This window comes from Eggerthia catenaformis OT 569 = DSM 20559, from assembly GCF_000340375.1.
Lineage (GTDB): Bacteria > Bacillota_I > Bacilli_A > Erysipelotrichales > Coprobacillaceae > Eggerthia > Eggerthia catenaformis.
In genome coordinates, this window is sequence record NZ_KB446647.1 from 186,257 (window position 1) to 207,774 (window position 21,518).

General features: G+C 32.9%; 21 protein-coding genes and 2 pseudogenes. 19 read left to right on the forward strand and 4 right to left on the reverse strand.

Annotation, left to right across the window (positions count from 1 at the left end):
• Positions 1-268 precede the first annotated feature (268 nt).
• The 8 genes and pseudogenes from HMPREF9943_RS03355 to HMPREF9943_RS03390 all read left to right on the forward strand — a co-directional run bounded on the left by HMPREF9943_RS03355 (position 269) and on the right by HMPREF9943_RS03390 (position 5,329).
• Complete coding sequence (locus HMPREF9943_RS03355) at positions 269-502, forward strand: hypothetical protein (protein WP_004802029.1); 234 nt, start codon at positions 269-271, stop codon at positions 500-502.
• Positions 503-1,161: 659 nt separating this feature from the next.
• The gene (locus HMPREF9943_RS03365; RefSeq protein WP_004802033.1) at positions 1,162-2,052 is read left to right on the forward strand and encodes a Fic family protein; all 891 of its coding nucleotides are present in this window, start codon (positions 1,162-1,164) and stop codon (positions 2,050-2,052) included.
• A 280-nt stretch (positions 2,053-2,332) separates the two neighbouring features.
• Entirely contained in the window at positions 2,333-2,455 is a 123-nt protein-coding gene (locus HMPREF9943_RS10480) for a TnpV protein (protein ID WP_004802035.1), read from the forward strand.
• A 12-nt stretch (positions 2,456-2,467) separates the two neighbouring features.
• Positions 2,468-2,713, forward strand: a pseudogene (locus tag HMPREF9943_RS10485) (TnpV protein); the annotation flags it as partial.
• A 105-nt stretch (positions 2,714-2,818) separates the two neighbouring features.
• Positions 2,819-3,616, forward strand: coding sequence for a MerR family transcriptional regulator (locus HMPREF9943_RS03375; RefSeq protein ID WP_004802038.1), 798 nt, complete (start codon positions 2,819-2,821; stop codon positions 3,614-3,616).
• Entirely contained in the window at positions 3,613-4,431 is an 819-nt protein-coding gene (locus HMPREF9943_RS03380; protein WP_004802041.1) for an ABC transporter ATP-binding protein, read from the forward strand. The genes HMPREF9943_RS03375 and HMPREF9943_RS03380 overlap by 4 nt, the downstream gene beginning before the upstream one ends.
• Positions 4,428-5,144 carry an ABC transporter permease gene (locus HMPREF9943_RS03385; RefSeq protein WP_004802043.1) on the forward strand — a complete coding sequence of 239 codons (717 nt, stop codon included), beginning with the start codon at positions 4,428-4,430 and terminating at the stop codon, positions 5,142-5,144. The genes HMPREF9943_RS03380 and HMPREF9943_RS03385 overlap by 4 nt, the downstream gene beginning before the upstream one ends.
• Positions 5,141-5,329 (forward strand): cysteine-rich KTR domain-containing protein, encoded by a 189-nt coding sequence (locus HMPREF9943_RS03390; RefSeq protein ID WP_040402580.1) that lies wholly within the window; start codon positions 5,141-5,143, stop codon positions 5,327-5,329. The genes HMPREF9943_RS03385 and HMPREF9943_RS03390 overlap by 4 nt, the downstream gene beginning before the upstream one ends.
• 607 nt (positions 5,330-5,936) lie before the next feature.
• Here HMPREF9943_RS03390 and HMPREF9943_RS10235 read toward each other — a convergent pair.
• Positions 5,937-6,323, reverse strand: coding sequence for a hypothetical protein (locus HMPREF9943_RS10235; protein WP_241431577.1), 387 nt, complete (start codon positions 6,321-6,323; stop codon positions 5,937-5,939).
• Positions 6,254-6,733, reverse strand: coding sequence for a MobA/MobL family protein (locus tag HMPREF9943_RS10240; protein ID WP_004802046.1), 480 nt, complete (start codon positions 6,731-6,733; stop codon positions 6,254-6,256). The genes HMPREF9943_RS10235 and HMPREF9943_RS10240 overlap by 70 nt, the downstream gene beginning before the upstream one ends.
• A 131-nt stretch (positions 6,734-6,864) precedes the next feature.
• On the opposite strand from HMPREF9943_RS10240, the pseudogene HMPREF9943_RS03400 reads away from it, so the two are divergent.
• The 6 genes and pseudogenes from HMPREF9943_RS03400 to HMPREF9943_RS03425 form a co-directional block, all read left to right on the forward strand.
• Positions 6,865-7,188, forward strand: a pseudogene (locus HMPREF9943_RS03400) (nuclear transport factor 2 family protein); the annotation flags it as partial.
• Positions 7,189-7,245: 57 nt separating this feature from the next.
• Positions 7,246-7,686, forward strand: coding sequence for an Rrf2 family transcriptional regulator (locus HMPREF9943_RS03405; RefSeq protein WP_004802051.1), 441 nt, complete (start codon positions 7,246-7,248; stop codon positions 7,684-7,686).
• 43 nt (positions 7,687-7,729) lie between these two features.
• Positions 7,730-8,350: a 4Fe-4S binding protein gene (locus HMPREF9943_RS03410; RefSeq protein ID WP_004802054.1), complete on the forward strand. Its 621-nt coding sequence runs from the start codon at positions 7,730-7,732 to the stop codon at positions 8,348-8,350.
• A 4-nt stretch (positions 8,351-8,354) separates the two neighbouring features.
• On the forward strand, positions 8,355-9,161 hold the full coding sequence (locus HMPREF9943_RS03415) for a protein-ADP-ribose hydrolase (protein WP_004802055.1): 807 nt from the start codon (positions 8,355-8,357) through the stop codon (positions 9,159-9,161).
• Positions 9,142-10,128, forward strand: a complete 987-nt coding sequence (locus tag HMPREF9943_RS03420; protein WP_004802058.1) for an SIR2 family NAD-dependent protein deacylase — start codon at positions 9,142-9,144, stop codon at positions 10,126-10,128. Before HMPREF9943_RS03415 ends, HMPREF9943_RS03420 begins: the two co-directional genes overlap by 20 nt.
• Before the next feature lie 118 nt (positions 10,129-10,246).
• Positions 10,247-11,272, forward strand: coding sequence for a S66 family peptidase (locus tag HMPREF9943_RS03425; RefSeq protein ID WP_004802060.1), 1,026 nt, complete (start codon positions 10,247-10,249; stop codon positions 11,270-11,272).
• Between the two features lie 592 nt (positions 11,273-11,864).
• On the opposite strand, the gene HMPREF9943_RS03435 is transcribed toward HMPREF9943_RS03425, so the two are convergent.
• Positions 11,865-12,515: an ABC transporter ATP-binding protein gene (locus HMPREF9943_RS03435; RefSeq protein ID WP_004802062.1), complete on the reverse strand. Its 651-nt coding sequence runs from the start codon at positions 12,513-12,515 to the stop codon at positions 11,865-11,867.
• A 14-nt stretch (positions 12,516-12,529) separates the two neighbouring features.
• Positions 12,530-13,846, reverse strand: a complete 1,317-nt coding sequence (locus HMPREF9943_RS03440) for an ABC transporter permease (protein WP_004802063.1) — start codon at positions 13,844-13,846, stop codon at positions 12,530-12,532.
• 230 nt (positions 13,847-14,076) lie between these two features.
• Between HMPREF9943_RS03440 and HMPREF9943_RS03445 the strand changes: the two genes are divergently transcribed.
• From HMPREF9943_RS03445 to HMPREF9943_RS03470, 5 genes are all read left to right on the forward strand, one after another.
• Positions 14,077-15,459, forward strand: a complete 1,383-nt coding sequence (locus tag HMPREF9943_RS03445) for an ABC transporter permease (protein WP_004802065.1) — start codon at positions 14,077-14,079, stop codon at positions 15,457-15,459.
• A 188-nt stretch (positions 15,460-15,647) separates the two neighbouring features.
• Complete coding sequence (locus HMPREF9943_RS03450) at positions 15,648-16,304, forward strand: response regulator transcription factor (protein ID WP_004802067.1); 657 nt, start codon at positions 15,648-15,650, stop codon at positions 16,302-16,304.
• Between the two features lie 107 nt (positions 16,305-16,411).
• A complete protein-coding gene (locus tag HMPREF9943_RS03455) occupies positions 16,412-17,620 on the forward strand; it encodes a sensor histidine kinase (RefSeq protein ID WP_161618975.1) in 1,209 nt (402 codons plus the stop codon).
• A gap of 276 nt (positions 17,621-17,896) precedes the next feature.
• On the forward strand, positions 17,897-19,057 hold the full coding sequence (locus tag HMPREF9943_RS03460) for a hypothetical protein (RefSeq protein ID WP_004802071.1): 1,161 nt from the start codon (positions 17,897-17,899) through the stop codon (positions 19,055-19,057).
• A 452-nt stretch (positions 19,058-19,509) separates the two neighbouring features.
• On the forward strand, positions 19,510-21,518 hold a 2,009-nt coding region (locus HMPREF9943_RS03470), incomplete at its 3' end, for a Cna B-type domain-containing protein (protein ID WP_004802074.1).

Below are 21,518 nucleotides of genomic sequence, written 5' to 3' on the forward strand. Positions count from 1 at the left end.
TACGCCATTTATACAAAATGACATCAATGGACATATCGAGTGGGAATAGTAGCAACAAATATGTTTTTATTGCAAAACCCATGAAAATGCTGCATTTTAGCGGTTAGGTGATACAAAAAGCAAATGATACTATTTTGATACTAAAGGTTAGAAAAAGTAGGTTTGAAAGGGAATTGTTGAATTTAGGTGAATTATTTAGAAAGCTTTTCTAAAACTTTTTAAATATATAAGCTACTAATATCCATATTACATAGTGTTGAGGGTAATTATGAAAAATATTGATATTGCACAAATTCTAATTTGTATTTTAAGTTCTTCATTTTTTTCAGTCATAGTATCGACTATTTTTTTGGATCCGATTAGAGAAAAACAAAAATATATATTTGATGAGAAAAAACAAATATATGATTCAATTATTATTTTTGCTCAGATATTTTTATATCCCAAAGAAGCAAAATTTTCATTAGGTATGGAAAAGTATGACATACAAGAAATTTCTTGAAACTATGCAAGAAAATACGTTGAATGATTTAAAAATGAATATTCCTAAGTTAAAACTAATTACCAGAAATCAAAATGTAGTTAAATCTATAGAGGATTTTATCAAATATAAAAATCAAGAAAAATTTGATTGTTTAGTTGATTGCTTTCAAAAAGATTTATATAAGTAGAATATGAACAAAAGTACATAATCTTAGAATTGTAAAATCTTTCAGCTATCTGGAGTAGTATCATTTAGGTAGGGATTTAAGGATATGTTGTCTCCAACTAAGGAACTTATAAAATTAACATTAGAGTAAAAAATTGCTAATGGCGGACATCCTGTACTTAGATGGAATATGGATAATATTTTTATTTGTACTGATCCGGCGGGGGAACGTTAAACAAAAGTCCGCAGAAAAGATTGATGGTGCTATTGCGATGATTATACACTTGATAGAGTAATTAGATGCGGTAATCAAAATACAGAAAGTGTATATGACAGAAGAGGAATTTTGTTCATATAAATATTATCATTCCGTTATGGTAATTAATATTATTCCAGATACAATTTATTATTCCATAAAACATCATTATTCCGATAATTAATATATGTTATTCCTATTTCGTTGATATTATTCCGATAAAATGGTATAGTACAGAGGATCGGAGGGATAATTTATGTATATTACAGTGAAACAAGCAGCTGAAAAATGGGGCATATCAGATAGAAGAGTAAGGATTTTATGTTCAGAAGGAAAGATTCCAGGTGTATATCAAGAAGGAAGAGTTTGGAAAATACCATATGATGCAATAAAGCCGACTGATGGAAGATATAAAATTAAAGAATCACTCATTCCAATCCTAGAAGATAAGCTGGAGATTCTTAAAAAAAGAAGACCTTTAACAGAAGGAGAACTAGAAAGATTAAATGAAGAATTCCTAACAGAATATACCTATAACTCAAATGCAATTGAAGGTAATACATTAACTTTACGTGAAACAGACATGGTTCTTAGAGGTCTTACTATTGGCCAAAAATCATTAAAGGAACATCTGGAGGTCATTGGACATAAAGAAGCCTTTGACTATGTAAGACAGCTTGTTAGTGAAAATGCCCAAATATCTGAAAAGGTAATAAAGGATATCCACTATTTGGTCTTGGCTGATAAGAAAAAGGATAGAGGAATATATAGAAGAGTTCCTGTTCGAATTATGGGGGCAGCACATGAACCTGTACAACCATATTTGATTATTCCTAAAATGGAAGAACTACTGGAACAATATAAAAATAGCGAGGAAAATATTATGACTAAGCTTGCCCGTTTTCATATCGAATTTGAAGGCATTCATCCTTTTATTGATGGAAATGGAAGAACCGGAAGATTACTAGTTAACTTGGAGCTAATGAAAGCGGGTTATCCGCCAATAGATATAAAGTTTACCGATCGTTTGAAATATTATGAAGCCTTTGATGAATATTATGTAAAACATAATATATCAGCAATGGCAGATATGTTTGCAAGATATTTAAATCAGAGACTAGATCTATATTTGTCTATTTTAGACTAGTGAGAATTAAACGATAACTAGATAAATCTGAATTTGAAAACCATAAAATTATGAGAGATTATTGCTCCCCATGGGTTATCAATAAAATCCTCCAAAAGTCTTGAAAATAAAGGATTTATCGCAATGTCTTCGATATGATTTCACACAAGTTTACTCTTTTCCTGATTGCTTATAAGGGCAAAAACAAGGGCAAGAAAATCTCATAACAAGATATAACAGAGTGTGGCAATCAGAGAACTGTGAGATATGTGCGAATATATTATAACGGAGGATTTATTATATGGACAAGTACATTTTTGATGAAAGCAATCGTCTTTGGTATGAACTGCAAGGAGATTATTATATTCCTTGCCTTACTTTACCAACCGAAAAAGAACACAAGCCTATCGGCTTATGGAGATAGCGACACAAACGCTATTTACAGGAACATAAACGGGTGGTTTACACCACGCTTCTCACAAGCGGCAAGTTGGACAGTTACCTTGCTGACATTGACGAACAGGCAACAGAAATGATGTTTCGATTGATCGAACAAATGGCTGACAAGGAGGGCGTGACTGAACAATTAAAAGCAGAAACCCCGATGTTATGGATTGGAAGAATGAATGAGATACAAGCAAGGGTAAGAGAAATCGTCAACGTAGAAATTATTTACGCATAAACCAAAGTCGGCAGGGAGAAATCTCTGCCGCAATTTTTTGAAAAAGGTCTTGTTTGTGACGCAGCGTAATGATGTATAATACATTACAGTAGGAGGTAGATGATTATGGCAAAACATAGAGCAATACCAAAGGGCTATATGACAGTTGGAGAGGTTGCAAAGAAAATAGGGGTTACTGTCCGTACATTGCAATATTATGATAAAGAGGGTTTGTTATCCCCTTCAGCAGAAAGCAAAGGTGGACGCAGACTTTATGCAGATAAAGACTTAGTTATACTTCATCAAATTATATCTTTGAAATCGTTGGGTTTCTCTTTAGATGATATAAAGCACCGTTTAATTTCTTTAAAAACCCCGACTGATGTAGCAAACGTCCTTACTGAACAGGCAGATAGTATACGGGAAAAGATAGAACAGTTAACTGCTTCTTTGGCAGCAATCGAACAGTTGAAAGAAGAAGTGTTACAAATGCAGACAGTCAATTTCAAGAAATATGCAGATATTATTGTCAATCTGCAAATGAAAAACGACTCTTACTATCTCATTAAGAGGTTTGATGATGATACGCTCGATCATATCCGCAATCAGTTTGATAAGAAAAGCGGTTTGAATTTTATGGATAGATTTAATCGTTTAAGTGATGAAATTATAGAACTGCAAAAGGCAGGTGTATCCCCTGAAAGTGAGAAATGCCAACGAATTGTAAAGGAGTACTGGGGATTGATTACGGAATTTACAAACGGTGATATGAGTATGCTGCCGAAATTGATGGAGATCGGCAATATTGATACCGCTACAAATGCTTGGGAAGAAAGACAAAAAATTGTAAACGACTATTTAGAGCCGGCTTTGCAAATTTACTTTTCAAGACTTGGAGAAAATCCGTTTGAGGGGATGGAATGATGAATGGTGCAATACAAGTTTATGGATTAAAGAAAAGTTATGGCAGTAACATTGTTCTCAAAGGACTTGATTTTGAAATTGAAAAAGGAGAAACTTTCGCTCTGCTCGGTGTAAATGGGGCTGGAAAAACAACAGCCCTTGAATGTATTGAGGACTTGAGAAAATATGATAGCGGTACAATTACAGTAAACGGAAAAATGGGTATACAGTTACAATTGTCTTCTTTACCTGCTCATATCAAACCGATGGAGGCTGTAAGATTATTTTCAAAATGGAATAAAGCAAAGATTGATTTTACTATGCTTAACGCTCTTGGCATTAAAGAAATTGAGAAGAAACAATATATCCAACTATCCATAGGACAAAAAAGACGATTACATCTTGTTCTTGCACTTATCGGTAATCCAGATATTATTTTTCTTGATGAACCGACTGCGGGGCTTGATGTTGAGGGTAGGGTTTCATTTCACGAGCAAATTCACAAACTCAAGTCACAAGGAAAAACGATTGTTTTAGCAAGCCACGATATGGCAGAAGTGGAAAACTTGTGTGACCGTATTGCAATTTTGAATAATGGAAATATTGCCTTTTGTGGCACAGCTTCAGAATTAACAGACACGATTGGAGAAAAGTATTTTATCCATATTAAAACGAGACAAGGAAACAGCACTTTTGAAACAGATAACATTGAAGATACTTTGATTTCCTTGCTTAATGATTTGAAGCAAAAAGGAATTCATATATTGGATATTAAAGTTGATCGTGGCACGCTGGAACAACATTTTATCGAAATAGCAAGGAGGGAAACAGAATGAATGGTTTTTTATATGGTGTAGCGTTACAGTGGAAATTGGATATACGAAGTAAGTCCCTCTTAGTTACCTGCTATATCGTTCCGCTTATTTTCTTTCTTCTTATGGGCGGTATTTTTACTTCCGTTATGCCCGAAATGGAAAGTACACTGATACAATCTATGATTGTAATGAGCGTTTCAATGGGGGCATTTATCGGATTACCGCCATCGTTGATTGAAACTTATGGAAGTGACATAAAAAAGGTTTACAAAGCAAACGGAGTACCTATCTATTTAGGACTTGTTACAATGTTCCTTTCTGCATTTGTTCATTTGATGATTACCTGTATCGTGATAGTGCTGCTTGCCCCTGTTTTATTTGAAGCAACTTTACCGACACAACTTCCGTTTTTCTTTCTTGCACTTGCTATATACATTATTGTGTCGTTAAGTATCGGAAGTGTTTTAGGATTGATGGTAAAAAATCAGGCAAAACTGACAATGATAGCACAATTAGTGTTCTTGCCCTCAATTATGCTTTCGGGAATTATGTTTCCTATCGACTTGCTGCCTGATTTTCTTGAAATCATAGGGCGCATGTTCCCTGCTTCTTGGGGATACCGATTGATGTTGGATAATGGATTTTGCTTTGAAAATCTATGGTACTTAATTGTTATCTTTTTTGCAGCGATATTTGTATGTGGAATAGTTTTGAAAAAACAAAAGGCAAAATGATTTGGAGGAGGAAAGGCTTGAGCAAAACACAATGGATACTTTTTCCTGTCTGCGGAAATAAAACCCGAACAATGATACAAGAAAATACTGAGATGAAAAACTTTCCTCTCTACTGTCCGAAGTGCAAAAAAGAAACAATTATCAATGTTCAGAATATGAAAATCCCGCTTGCAGTCAGTAAATGATTATGTATGCCGCCGCTATGGGTAAAACCATAACGGCGTTTTTAAATGCCTATCGGCCATTTCTGTCAATGGATTTCTTACGCTGTCTTTGTGGCGATTTCTGCCTGTTGCGTTCCTGTATCTCTCGCAGATGTTTTAACACACTCTGCTTTTCGGGCGGTCTGTGCTGTTCTTTAGCGGCGGCTGTCGGTTTTCCTGCTTACTTGATATTCCCACTCGGCAAGGTCACGGTTGTACTGTTCTATAACGCTTTCCATTTCTCGGAAAGTTCGCATAAATACCTGCACATCTGGATAATCGTCCTCTTTGAGTGTATCGGGGATTTTATCCAACCTGTCGGCAATCTCCGCTTCGGTTTCTTTGATTTTTACCTCTAACGCTTTTCGTTCTTTGCCTTATTCTGTACTTTTATCATCAGGTTTCGCATATGGCGGAACTCTGCCATATCAATATCAAGTGTAGGCTTGGGTGGCATATCTTTTTCTCGAATAAGGTTTTGCAGAAAATCTTTTGCTTTTGCCACAATCCCACGGAACAGATTAGGCAGCCAGCCTTTACTTTTGATAGATTGGCTTGCTTTTTCGTGTAGTTCGGTCTGCTTGACCTCTCAAATCTTTGCTTCGGAAATACTCGATATGAGTACCATATCCGCTGTCCTGTTCCGTTCCTGCCTTGCGGCGTTATCTGCTTTAATCTCGGCAGCTTTGGGATTGTTCTTACCGATTTTCTTTATAGGGAGATAAACACTGTTCTTATCAAAGACCTTTAACTGCTGTTTGGGATCGGAGATATGCCGATTGATAAGGTCGGTGTAAATCTCCTTTACCTCCTGAAGAAAAGGTTCGCTTTTGAATTTATCATCTTTCACGGTAAAGAGGTGGCTTTCATAAATTTCTCCCTTTTTTATGACGATGCAGCCTTTTCTTATCTGTCCGTCCTCCCCTGTGATTTCTTTCTTGGTGCGTACTTTTTTGCCTGTTTCATCATAGAACACGCTGGTGTGGCTCTCTTGATGTCAGGTTCAGGAAGCAGTTTTCTTTCGCTGAAGATAAGGTGGATATGATAGTTTGTCTTGCGTTTGTTGTAGTGGAGGGCTGACACGCACTCCACACCATACCGCCTGCGGAACTCCTCCGTAAAATCTTCAAGGACTTCCTGCGGCTCGTATCTTGTATATACTTCAGACAGGGCGATAATCAATTCCCTTACTTCAATACATTTACCCTCTGTACCGTTTCGCTTAAATTCCTGCTGGCTTTCCTTTGCAAGGTTACTCCAAAATTCATTGTCGGCGGTGCGGTAGGTGGCATAGAGATTTTCCTGTCTTGTGTGGCTTGTGATATAGGATATTCTTCCCTTGACATTTGGTAGTTTCGATATCTGTATAAATGAATGTCTTGCCATATACTCCTTCCTCCTGTGACGGGCATATTCTTTTTGCAACTGAGAAATCGGTTGCCGCTGTTTCGGCGGCGTAAGCAGACGGACAGCGAAGAAAACTTACTGCTGATTTTGTAGGAGATGTTCTCCGTGGAGAAAATCCCGATAAACTTACTTTATACTTTAATGGAGACAATTATATTCAGCACAACACAGCAATTGCTGATGGTCTTTCAGGACTTGGTGCTGCACTTGAGGCAATGGCAAAGCAAGGTATCCAGATGATATATAATAAGACACATTTTGTACTTGCTGACGGAGACTATGCGCTTGCGGTTAGCGAGGGAACTTTTGGTGGAATAAAAACATCTTTTTATGATTTGTTTCGTGTTGAAAACGGAAAGATTGCAGAGCATTGGGATGTGATGGAAACCATAGCAGAGGAGACAACTTGGCAAAATCAGAATGGAAAATTTTAATGTAACTCTTGATATTACAACAAAATGGATATAGAATGATAACTGGAGGGAATTATTATGCAAATATCAAGTAGATTTACAGTAGCCTTGCATATCTTTACCTGTGTGGATACATTCAAGGATGATTATAAAATTACGAGCGATTTTCTTGCAGGTAGCATCAATACCAATCCTGTTATCATTCGAAAAATTCTTACACAACTTAAAAATGCAGGTCTTATTACAGTAGCAAGAGGTACGGGAGGAATTATGCCCACAAGACCTTTGGAGGAGATAACATTTTATGATGTATATGAGGCAATAGAACCGATTGAAAATGGAGAACTTTTTAATTTCCATACCAATCCTAATCCCAAGTGTCCTGTAGGACGGAATATTCATGCTTTATTGGATGATAAATTAAAAGCTATACAACTTGCAATGGAAAATGAAATGAAAAGGTACACGATAGACGATTTAAAGAGTGAAATCAAAGGGCTTTTGGCAAAAGAAATATAACATTTAGACTCCGATTTTCCCGGAGTTTTCTTTAGGAGGAAAGATGGAAACAAAAGACTATTTTAGATATATAGTGAATGAGATTCATACCGTTGTGGTTGCGACTGTGGATAATGAGGGATTTCCGGTTACAGCGGCTATTGATATGTTGGATACAGATGATAGGAGTCTATACTTTCTGACAGCTAAAGGCAAAGAATTCTATGACAGATTAAAAAAGAGGAAATTTCTTGCATTCACTGCAATGAAAGGTAAAGATACAATGTCAAGAGTTGCGGTATCTGTCAGAGGAAAGGTTAAAGAACTTGGATATGAAAAAATTCCTCAATTATTTGAGATGAATAGTTATATGTATGAAATATATCCTACAGATGAATCAAGACAAGCTTTAACAGTATTTCAAATCTATGAAGGAACCGGGGAGTGGTTCAATTTATCAAAAAAGCCGATAGAGAGGGAAAGCTTTGTTTTTGGTAAAGAAAATATGGAAACAAGAGGGTATTTTATTACAGATAATTGTATAGGTTGCAATAAGTGTGTAGAAGTTTGTCCGCAAACTTGCATAATCACAGCAACTATTCCTTATATAATTGAGCAAAATCATTGTTTACATTGTGGAAATTGTTTAACAGTCTGTCCTATGAGTGCAGTGGAAAGAAGGTAAAATTATGAATGAAATTAAAACGTGGGAAGAAAAACTTAATTATCTTTTAGAAGAATTTAAGGCTGATTCTGATCAATATAAGAATATAGAAGTTCCGGAGAATATAAAGGATAAACAGAATCTTCTCCGCTCTCTTATGAATATTCGTATGCCGAAAAAAATGTCCGATGAAGTGATAAAAGTACAAGATGAATATTTATCTTATTGTACTAAGGAAAAAGGCATTGTAAAACTATCGGATATTTCTGTGATTAAAGAAAACCTATCTATTTGGCAAGGAGATATCACAAGACTTGAAGTAGATGCAATTGTTAATGCAGCGAATTCACAGATGTTGGGTTGTTTCGTTCCGATGCATACTTGTATTGACAATCAAATTCATACCTTTGCAGGAGTACAGCTAAGGGAAGAATGTAATCATCAGATGGAACAACTCAGAGAAAAACATGGAAGAGATTATGAGCAGCCTACAGCCGTTCCGATGCTCACAGAAGCATATAATCTTCCTGCAAAAAAAGTAATTCATATAGTAGGTCCGATAGTGAGTGACAAACTGACACAAGGAATAGAAAAAAGTTTGACGGATTGCTATACAAACATATTGAATATATGCTTGGAAAATGGGCTTAAAAGCGTGGCATTTTGTTGCATATCTACAGGCTTATTCCGCTTCCCGAACAAAAGAGCAGCACAGATTGCTGTAGAAACAGTAGAGAAATGGTCCTTGAAACACCCTAATGTGATGGAAAGGATTATTTTCAATGTTTTTAAAGATGAGGATAAGAAATATTATGAAGAACTATTGCGATAGAAAAGATGGATATAGAAAAACGATTCAGCAAGGATTAATCGGTGCGAGGCTTTTTAACCGAAGTATATCTACTGGAAATGCTACAAGAGAAGAACAACTAAAAATGTTAAAAAATGAAATTCAAAATGCAGAAGCTGTTGTAATAGGTGCAGGTGCAGGTTTATCTACATCTGCCGGTTTGACTTATAGTGGAGAAAGATTTGAAAGGTATTTTTTTGATTTTGCAAAGAAGTATGGTATCAGTGATATGTATTCCGGAGGATTTTATCCATTTCCTGATAGTGAAACCAAATGGGCATGGTGGGCAAGACATATATACTTTAACAGATATGTTGAGCCACCAATACCGGTTTATCGAAAGTTGCTTTCTCTTTTGAAAAATAAAAATTACTTTGTGATTACGACAAATGTTGACCATCAATTTCAAAGAGCAGGATTTGATAAAAGCAGATTATTCTATACTCAGGGAGATTATGGTTTATTTCAAAGTGTGAATCCCAAAATTCAAAAGACTTATGATAATGAGCAGTGGGTCATGAAAGCAATGGAAGCTCAAGGATTCTTTAAAGATGAAAAGGGTGTATTCAGAGTACCTGATAACAGGGAACTATCTATGCAAATTCCAACAAGCATGATTCCTAAATGTCCTGATGACAATTCGGATGTAACGACAAATCTTAGGGCGGATGACTCATTTGTAGAAGATGAAGGGTGGTATAAGGCATCAGAAGCATACTATAATTTTATAAAGGCAAATGAAAACAAGCGCATACTCTTCTTAGAATTAGGTGTAGGTGCAAATACTCCTGTTATTATCAAATATCCGTTTTGGCATATGACAATGACAAATGAAAGAGCGGTATATATTTGTATCAATTATGGAGAAACCTTTTTCCCAAGCAAAATTAAAGATAGAAGTATTTGTATAGACGGAGATATTGGCAAAGTATTAAATGAAATAGGATAATTGGTGAATTAGGAAAAATAAGGGAATAATGACAGTATATTAGTAGCACAGTTGATATTAAAAATTTAAAAAATTAGATTTGTTAATTTATTATGAATGTAAAAAAGAGGTTTTTATAATGAAGAAAATAGGAATCATTAGTTTATCCAGCGGGATTTTAGGGGAAAATTTTATCAAACATGAACTTGAAATAGGTAAAGAAAGATTAAACAAATATGATATAGAGATTGCGTTTTTACCTAATGCACTTAAAGGTGTCAACTTCATAAAAAATCATCCTAAAAGTAGAGCAGATGATCTGTTAACGGCTTTTAAGGATGATTCAATTGACATGATTTTATGTGCGATAGGAGGAGATGATACATATAGGTTGTTACCTTATTTGTTTAAAAATAATGAATTAGAAAACGCTGTTAAGCAAAAAGTATTTTTGGGCTTTTCTGATACAACAGTGAATCATTTTATGCTAAATAAAGTTGGTATCAAAACATTTTATGGACAAGCATTTTTACCGGATGTATGTGAACTTTCTAATGAAATGTTACCCTATACAAGAAAATACTTTGAAGAACTGATCACAACAGGGAAAATAAAAGAAGTACGACCCAGTGATGTCTGGTATCGGGAAAGAGAAGATTATAGTGTGAAGGCTATCGGAAGCGATATGGAAAAGTATACAAACACCGGGTTTGAATTATTAAGCGGTAAACCAATATTTAAGGGTAAGATTTTAAGAGGTTGTCTGGAGTCAATTTATGTTATGCTTGATAACTCCAGATTTGCTGATACAGTATCTGTTTGCAATAAATATAATCTATTTCCGAAACTTGAAGATTGGAAAAATAAAATTTTGTTGATTGAAACCAGTGAGGAAAAACCTGATCCAAATTTATTCAGAAAAATGATCAATACTATAAAAAAGTATGGAATATTTGATGTAATTTCAGGTATTTTGGTTGGAAAACCTCAAAACGAAACATACTATGATGAGTACAAGAAAATTTTGTTAGAGGAGATTTCTAATAAAGATTTATCTATTGTTTATAACTTGAATATCGGTCATGCAACACCTAGATGTATTATTCCATTTGGAGTTGACGCGGAGGTGAATGTGTGCAAACAAGTAATTGTTTTCAATTATTGAATAATGAAGATGAATTTAAAGTTATAGAGGTTGATAATATAAAAAAAGTTATTGTATATCTTCAACGAAGAGTATGATGTTACAGCCATTGATTATAAATCGGAATTATCATGGGAAGCTAAGACGAAATTTCAAAAATATTTTTTCAAAATATGATGAGGTTATAGTAATTGCAAATAGTTTAGGAGCATATTTTTCTTTCATATCCTTATCTGAGAAAGCTTATGTTAGGAACAATCCTATTAAATGGAATATTCCAAGCAGTATTCTTTAGTGATTTTGTAGATAGAATAAATGCAGATTTAACAGTTATGGATAATGGAGAGTATTGGTTCCAATGTATTTTTTTGGATAAGTAGTTCAAGAAATTTATATAATAACTCCCAGCTTTTCTAATTGAATATAGTAATTTGAGAAACAGTAAATCAAAAAATGTAGTAATGATATGTATCCTCCTTACCGAACAAGCAGTAAGTAAGGAGGGTACATATCATAATTATGATCAAATAATTACAATTTTTACTTAAGCAAAAAAGCTATTCCAAGGAATAGCTATTTAAATTTATTTAGAAGTGGGGGATAAACAAATCTTTTATTTTATTTTCTGCTGATGAAGATTCTTGTCTTTAAGCTCCAGAATTATATCTGCCGCACTGGCAAGCTGAGGACTGTGAGTTACTACAATCACACATTTATTACGTTCTTTTGCGGAACTTTTTAAAATATTGATAATATCCATAGCTGTATTTTCATCAAGATTACCTGTAGGCTCATCAGCTAGAATAATAGGAGCCTCTGAAACTAAAGCTCTGGCAATCGCAACACGCTGCTGCTGTCCGCCGGAAAGCTTTAATACATTTCTGTTAATCTGTTTTTCTTCAAGTCCTAGCTGTAAAAGAATATCTTTGGAAGCCGTTTTATTTACAAGCTTTAGGTTTTCTAAAGGTGTTAAATAATCAATTAGATTATAATTCTGAAACACTAAGGAAATATGTTTGCTTCGATGATGACTGTAGCCTGTTTTAGCAATATCCTGATTTTCAAATAATATCTTTCCCTTAGTAGGAGTATCTAATCCTGCTAAAAGAGATAGGAATGTTGATTTTCCTGCACCTGATTTTCCAATTACAGCATAAAATGTGCCATTCTCAAACTCTACATTTACATCCTGTAAAACTTTTTCTTTAGAGCTGTTATAACTGCTATAACTATAACTTACATTATCCATTTTTAAAATTGTCATTGTATAAATTCTCCTTAACTTATATTTGTTAGTATTTTTTTAGGTTTTTTATGTAGTATAACAAGGGAAGTTCCAATAACGGAAAGTCCTATAATAAGTAATAAAATCCCATAAGTTGAAAAAATATTTATTATATCCAGTCTTGGAACAATATTCTTAAATACATTCTCTGTCCCACCTTCGGATACACCGTCAGCAATACTTTTAAAAAGTATATGAGAAGCAATTTTTCCTAATCCTATAGAAATAATATAACTACTTATTGAGATCATCATTACTTCTAAAATAAACTGAGCTATTATCTTAAGCTTTGAGATACCTATAGATAACAGTATACCAATTTCATATATTCTTTCTCTTAGCCAGAACATAAGCACTAAGGAAAGTATGACGATACTGCCAATAATAATACTTAAAGTCATAATAGTAATGATACTGCCAAAGCTTTTGAGTGAAGAGGTAATACTATCAAAAGCTTTACTATTTTTTGATAGAGCCAGTTTACTCCAATTAACAGGAGTTTTTTTAACATTTTCTATAACCTTATCAATATCTTTCGGATTTGACAAGAAAAATGATGAAGATGTCATTTGATAATTCTTTTCACTATATCCCATAACTTCCTGGCTGGATTTATAATCAGTAAATAAAGTATTTTCTGTTGCATCAGAGCTTAGTCCACGATTCATTTCGCTTTTTTTACCGGAGAAAATACCAACAATTTCAAGCTCAATTTCTTTACCGGTTACTATATTTCCCTGACTATAGCCATTATTTGAAGAACTGTTATTTAAAGAAATACCTTTGATTTTTAACTTATCTCCTATTTTTAAGCCATTTGCTTTAGCAAGCTTTTCATGAATAATTGCTTTTCTAACATCATTGGATGTTATAGCTCTTCCTTTTTCTATTTTGAAAACACCGCTTGTAAAATCATTTTTTAAAGAAGTTTCAGTTGTACCTTTCAAGGAAACCAAATTTTTCAATCTGCTGTCAGGATTGTCAATCTGAACTTTCTGTTCAGTTTTAACAACTTTTTTGTTAACCAGACTCGCCAATGTATCATAGGAAAAGCTATACTTTTTAATACCGGATACTTTTTGAATATCTTTGATCTTATTTAATGAAACCGGACTTTGTCCATCTTTACTGGTGATTGAAAAGCCGGCATTTGATGTTTCATATATTTTCTTTGCCAGATCGTCAGTAGTGCTTTTTATAGAATAGCAACTAAGCAGGGCGGTAGAAATGAGAGTCAGAATGAAAAAAAGTATGACCGTCTTAACTTTCTTTCTAAAAATACAAAGATATGCTCTATTAATAATCGACATACATAATATGCTCCTTTCACATTTAATTTATCTAATGCGTAGTTTAATACAATGATATGAAATGAATATGAAATAAAAGAGAAATATTATGAAACATATAATATATTGATCAGGATAGATATATAGCTGTTATAAAAATGACAGTCACTGAAAAATAATTGAAAGATTTCATATATATTTCATATATGAAAGTTATACTAAGCTAGAATTTTAAAAACGAGGTGAAAAATATGTCAATGTTAAAGAATGCAATCACATATGTATTGCGTAAGAAAGTTAAAACTTTAATTATATTCTGTGTTTTGCTTTGTATGTCCACGATGGCGTTAAGCGGTATTGCTGTTAAGAAAGCAACTGATAATGCTGCCAAAGAGACTTTTAAAACGATTAATAGCAGTTTTTCTATGCAGATTAATCGAAGAGTTAATCAGGGAACGCCAAGAGGATCCGGTAATATAAAAGGCAGTGATATAGAAAAAATAAGAAAAGTAAAAGGAATTTCCGATTATGTAAAAAGAATGGGAGTAATCGGTGATATAGTCAATCATGATCTTGTTGAGTTAACCGGAGAGAATGCCGGAGCAATAAGTGAAGAAAGAAAAGAAAGATTTGGAAGAGCTTCATTAATAACGGGAATAAATGATTCTTCCAAGGATGATCGATTTGTATCAGAAACTTTTAAGTTAAAAAAAGGCAGACATTTAAAAGATTCCGATAAATATAAAGTTTTGATTCATGAAGATCTTGCAAAGAAAAACAAGCTGAAAATTGGTGATAAATTTAAGATTAAGTCTAATCGCTATGATGCTGATAATATCAATAAGGCTAATGAAACAGTAGAGGTAGAAATCGTAGGTTTTTTTGGCGGCAAGAATAAAAAAGATGTTACATATCCGCAGGAATTATACGAAAATTACATTTTATCAGATATTGAAACAGCAAGAAAATTATACAATTATACTAAGGATAATGAAATATATCAGGATGCGGCATTCTATATAAAAAACGGTGAAAGCTTAGAAAAAGTGATGAGTCGCGTGAAAGAGTTGCCTATAGACTGGAAACAATATGACTTGTTAAAAAGCAGCAATAACTTCCCTGTATTACAGGAATCAATAAATGCTATTTACAGAGTAGCCAATATATTATTTATAGGATCTTTAATTTTCAGCGGACTGATATTGACTTTGATATTATTCTTATGGATCAATGGCAGAAGAAAAGAAATAGGAATAATGTTATCAATAGGTATGAAAAAAACTAAGATATTTGGACAATTCTTAACCGAAATATTATTCATAAGTCTATTTAGTTTTATTGGTTCATTCTATTTAGGAAGAGTAATTGCTAAATTTATCGGCAATACTATTCTAAGACAGGTTACAAGCTCTATTGGAAGAACTTTAGCGGCTAACAATGGAACAAATCTGGGTGGCGGAGCCGATGCAGAAGGTTTTAATAAAATGATTACTGAATTAAATGTTACAATCAATCCGGGTGATATGAAGTGGGTTGTTATTATGGGAATAATTATCATAACGATAGCTGTTGCAATCGCTTCATATAAGCTTCTAGCTAAGCGTCCTAAAGAATTACTTTCAGATATAGATTAATCAAAGTGTTCTTTGTAATGCTTTAATATAGGATTCAATTGACAGAAAGTATTAAAAATATTTTCTGTCTTTTTATTTTAACGAATATAATCAAAATATTAGTCAAATAATGAAAATTAGTAAATAGTTAAACATAAACGGCTGTAAATATGATAAAATTACTATAACAAATAAGAAATGAGGAAAAAATGAATATATTTATTGTTGAAGATGACAAGACTATAAGAGAAGGTATGGCAGAGTTTTTTAGTGAAACAGGCTATCATGTCTTTCAGGCTAAGGATGGAGAAGAAGCACTTAAAGTATTTGCTGAAAACGAAATTCATCTTATGATTTTAGATATTATGATGCCTAAAAAAGATGGATTAGAAGTTTTACAGGAATTAAGAAAAACCAGCAATATTCCTGTGCTAATATTGAGTGCTGTTGATGACGAAAAATCACAGATAAAAAGTTTTGATTTAATGGTCGATGGTTATGTAAATAAACCCTTTTCTCTCCCTGTTTTAGCTAAAAGAGTTGAGACTTTATTAAAGCGACATTATGGAAATTATAATTTATGGAAGTATAAGGATGCTATAGTCAATTTTTCAAGCTATCAGGCAACATATCAGGGAGTAGATGCCGATGTTAAACCTAAAGAAATAGATATTTTGAAATTTTTGCTGGAAAATGAGAATAAAGTTATGAGCCGAGAAATGATATTAGATAGTATTTGGCATGATAGTGATGAAGCGCCTTATGACAGAGTGGTCGATGTATATATTAAAAATCTTAGAAAAAAATTAAAATTAGATTGCATTGTGACAGTTAAAAATGTGGGGTATAAATTAAAATTAAAATGAAAAAATTAAAAATATTCCCAAAAACATTTTTATATACTTTTACTATATTAGGATGTATAATTTTAATAGTACATATATCAATATATTTTTTGTTTCCGATATTTTATTTGGATGATCAAAAACATGAATTAAATACTAAAGCTAATATGCTGGTTGAAAGCATAAGCAGAGTAGACTCATCTTCTGTTGAATCAGTATTAAGTATTTATGCAAAGAATAATAAAATTACTGCACTTTTGAAAGGAAACGGTTCATCAGGAGATATAAAACTGGGAGAACAGTTGGAGATAGATAAAAGCAGTACAAACAATTCCATAATAATTGAAGATCGAAAAGCAGTAACTAAAGATGGCAAGATCATCACTTTTCAAATTATTTCCAGTACTGAGATGGTAAAAGAAGCAACCAGAATAACATTGCAGTTCTTACCTTATACATTAATGACAACTATTCTATTTTCTGTAATATTTTCATATTTTTATTCAAAGAGATTAGTAAGGCCATTGATTGAAATTGCTGAAACTACAAAGAAAATGGAAAATCTGGACAGAAAAGCCAGATTTAAAGTTCATACTACAGATGAAATAGGCGAAGTTGGCATGCAAATTAATCGGGTATATGAACAGCTGTTAAATGTTATAGATAATTTGGAAGAAAAAAATCAGACTATGATAAAGATGGAGAAAATGAAAGTTGACTTTTTACGTAGTGCTTCTCACGAATTAAAGACACCTTTAGCAGGTCTTAGAATAATTTTGGAAAATATGAAATATGGTATTGGAAAATATAAAGATAAGGATAAATACTTATTAGAGAGCATAGATATTGTAGATTATATGACAGAAACCGTTACTGAAATGTTAACTTTATCTAAAATTCAGGAATGGACAAGTTCTGATGAAGAGATTTGTATAGATTCAGAGATCAGAAAAATAGTGAGTGATTATGCGATCTTGGCTACAGATAAAGAAATAGAAATAACAATAGACATTGAAAATAGAAAAATAAGTATGGGAAAGGCCGCATTTGAAAAAGTCATATCAAATATTATTGGAAATGCTGTAAAATATACTGATAATAAAGGTAAGATAAATATTTACACATTTTCTCATCAACTGATAATAGAAAATACTTGTATTCCTTTACCGAAAGAGGAAATATCTAAGGTCTTTGATATTTTTTATCATCGTCATAATGAAAAACAAAGCAATGGATTAGGACTTTATATAGTAAAAACAATACTTGATAATTACGGCTTTCACTATAGCTTTGAACCTAATGGTTCAAAAGGAATGAGATTTATTATAGAATTCTAAAATAAACGGCTTATTAAAAAAGCTTGTTATCTTTATGATTCAAATCATCCATATAGCTGTGAACAGATCTCTAAATTGTATTTCTAATCAAATTATAATAAATATGAGTTATAAACTTAAAAATTTGTTATTTATATTATATTTTTACTATATACTATTTTACGTAAAAGCTTTATTATTTCTTTTAACTTTAGGATTAAATTATTATTTGCATTAATTAATAATAAATACAGAATGTAAAAAATAAGTTCTAAATATAATTGCGGAGGAATTTTTATGAATAATGAATGCACAGTATGTTTGATGGGTGACTTTGTCATCAGCTATAAAGGAAAAACATTATCTGTAAGTGATCTTCATTCACGAAAATTGAAATTATTGTTAGCTTATCTTTTATACAATTGTCATCGAAAAGTAACAATGCAGGAATTAATGGATACTATATGGGACGAAGAGAGTGATATTAAAAATCCCGAAGGAGCTTTGAAAAACCTTATTTATCGGTTAAGAAAAAGCATGAAGACTGTTTGGGAGGATACAAATTTCTGGATAACTTATGAAACATATTATTTATGGAATCCGGATATTAAATTAGATGTTGATGTAAAGAAAATAGATCAATTAATATCTAAAGAAACTAATTCAGGAAACTGGCGTAAAGTGTTAGATGAGTGGATAAGTTTGTATAAAGGAAATTTTCTTGCAGACTGTAATGGTATTTACTGGATAGAATATACAAGATTATATTATAAAAGCCAGTATTTTACAGCTATAAAATATATGTTTGAAAAGATGAACGAAGAGAAAGATTATAGTTTAATGGAAAAAATTGCAAAACATGGAGTAGAAGTGGACAGCTTAGAAGAACAGTCACATTACTGGTTTATGTATGCGTGTTTATCTACTCACAAATATGCACAGCTGTCATCTGCTTATGAAAAAGTGATTAAAAACATTTATGAAGGCAATGAAAATTATGCATCCTATAGAATGAAAAAAATAGGGCAGATGATACATCATGAAAAAATGAAAGATAATATAGATATAGACAGTGTTATTTCAGAATTAAATAAAATGAATAAAAACACTCTTTGCAGTCTTGAAACATTTGAAAAAATATATCAGATAGAACGGCAAAATATAAAAAATGAATCAGACTGTTTCTCTGTTATTTTATTAAACTGGAAATATAATGATTCTTCAGATAAACAGGAGAATATTTCTTATGAAATAGAAGATAATATACAAAAAACTATAAATTGTAATGATATTTTTTCTAAATATAATGATAATCAGTTTCTATTACTATTAAGAAAATGCAATAAAACAAAAGCCGGCAGTATGATGATGCATCTTTTTAAAGAACTTCAATATAATAAAAAAATACAGACAACTTATGAAGTTAAAGAAATAAACATATCTACTTTAGATTATTAAATAGTACTTAATGAAGTGAACCCTATCGATTCACTTCATTATTTATATGCATATAAATATTTAAAAAATATGGTAAATTATGTGACTTTTATGTGACTGTAGTTTGTTATGATTAGTAAAATTAATTGAATAGAGATATTAATTAATTTAAATAATGATTTTGAGAAGGAGGAAATTAGTAGGGAATATTATTTTTTATGATGATAATCAATTATTAACTAAAATTTTAATATAATATAGAGAGGAAATAGTAATTATATGAAAAGAAAGTTTTTTGGAACTCTGTTATCATTATTAATGATTATAGGAATGAGCACATATGATTTTATTGAAAGAATTTCACAAGTTGTAAAGACATCAATTACAGAATTTAACAAGAACGATGAATTTTGTATTGTAATGAACTGGAAAATAAGAGACAGTTATGCAATCTTGTATAAGGGGGATTATTTATGAAATTAAAGATCAAAATTATGAACAAGAAGCTGTTTGTAGTCATGATGTCTTGTTTAATGTTATTAGGTATGGTGCATATGACAAAACAGGTTTTTGCAGAAACTCAGCATAATGATGTTTTCACTGATATCAAATTGACAAAAGCAGATTTAGAAACTCCGGTGGGTTCTATAGGTCATGGACAACAGATGCAGTTGGTTGCTAAGTTTTCATTACCTAATAACAAAGTTCATGAAGGGGATAAAACGGTTCTTCCTTTGCCGAAAGAGCTTGAAATTTTCAAAAAGGAAACTTTTCCAATAAAAAATGCGAATGGAGATCTTATTGCTAATGCGGTAACTGATCCTGATACGAAAACAATTACTATGACTTATACAAATTTTGTAGATTCGCATTCTGACATCACAGGGTCTCTACATGTTACGGTGATGATTGATTCAACTGTTGTCAAGGAACCGAAGGAATTGAAGCTCAAAATCTCTATGGGAGGTGTACATATTTTTGATTTGGGAAAATTGAATTACACGGGAGTGCAAGGCGATAACCCTAATGAATCCCTTCTGAAGTGGAGCTACTTTGATAAGGATGATCCGACCATTGTACACTGTTGCATTCGTGTCAATGGAAAAGGTGGCAATTTCTCATATATTAAAGTGAAGGACACTCTGGAATCTCATTCGGTTTCTTATATCAAAGAAAGTGTTGAGGTAAAAAAAGGTAAATGGAAACTTCCTGCTGGAGGAGGATATTATTTTCTAGAAAATGAAACTGATGTAACCAGTCAGTTCCCACCTACATATAACGGGAACAGTTTTACCATCCAATTTAATAACATTCAGGGTGAAGGTTATTTTATCAAATATGATGTGAAACTCGGGTATGCACCTGTAAATCAAGAAAAAATTGAAAATAGAATTTTTGGAGAAACGAATAGTCAAATACTTATAAATACGGTGAATGTAGCTATTTATCAGCAATCTGGAGGGGAAGCAAACGGTTATAATTACACTATAAAGATTCATAAGGAGAGTGAAGACGGTCAAGCTTTGTCGGGGGCGATTTTTGAAGTTATAAGAGATTCTTCACAGGCAAAGATTGGTGAAATTACTACAGGAAATGACGGAAATGGTAGTCTGAGCGGCTTGTTAAAGGACAACTATACAATAAAGGAGAAAAAAGCACCTGTGGGTTATATGCCTCTTACAGATTCTATCCATATTACGCCAGCTGATTTTGGCACGGATAAAGCAGTATTGAAAACTATTAAGAATAAGAAAGTTCCTAAAATAAATATTTGCGGTAAAAAGACATGGGACGATGCCAACGACCAGGACGGCAAGAGACCTGAAAAGATCACAGTCAACCTGCTTAAGAACGGAACGAAGTTCAAGAGCACGGAAGCCACTAAGGCTAACGGTTGGAAGTATGAGTTTACTAGTCTTGACAAGTACGAGAACGGACAGGAGATCAAATATACTGTTGAAGAAGAAAATGTAGAAGGCTATACAAGTACAGTTAAAGGCAATGCAAAAGACGGCTTCATAATAACGAATACAAGAACTCCTGAAAAGACATCGATCTCTGTCACTAAGACATGGGATGATGCCAACGATCAGGATGGCAAGAGACCCGAGAAGATTAATGTGCAGCTTTATGCCGACGGCGTAAAGAGCGGACCTGAGGTCGAGCTGAGCAAGGATAAGGGCTGGACATACACATGGAATGGTCTTGACAAGAACAAGAACGGAAAACCAATCAAGTATACGGTTGATGAGGTATCTGCACTGCCGTCAGGATACATCAAGGCAGTTGATGACAGTGATCCTAATAAGGTCGTCATCACAAACAGCCGACAGGTGGAGAAGATTAATATCTGCGGTAAGAAGACGTGGGATGATAATAATAATCAGGACGGAAAGAGACCGACTCAGATCACAGTCAACCTGCTTAAGAACGGAACGAAGTTCAAGAGCGTTACGGTAAAGGCAGATGCTAATGGAAATTG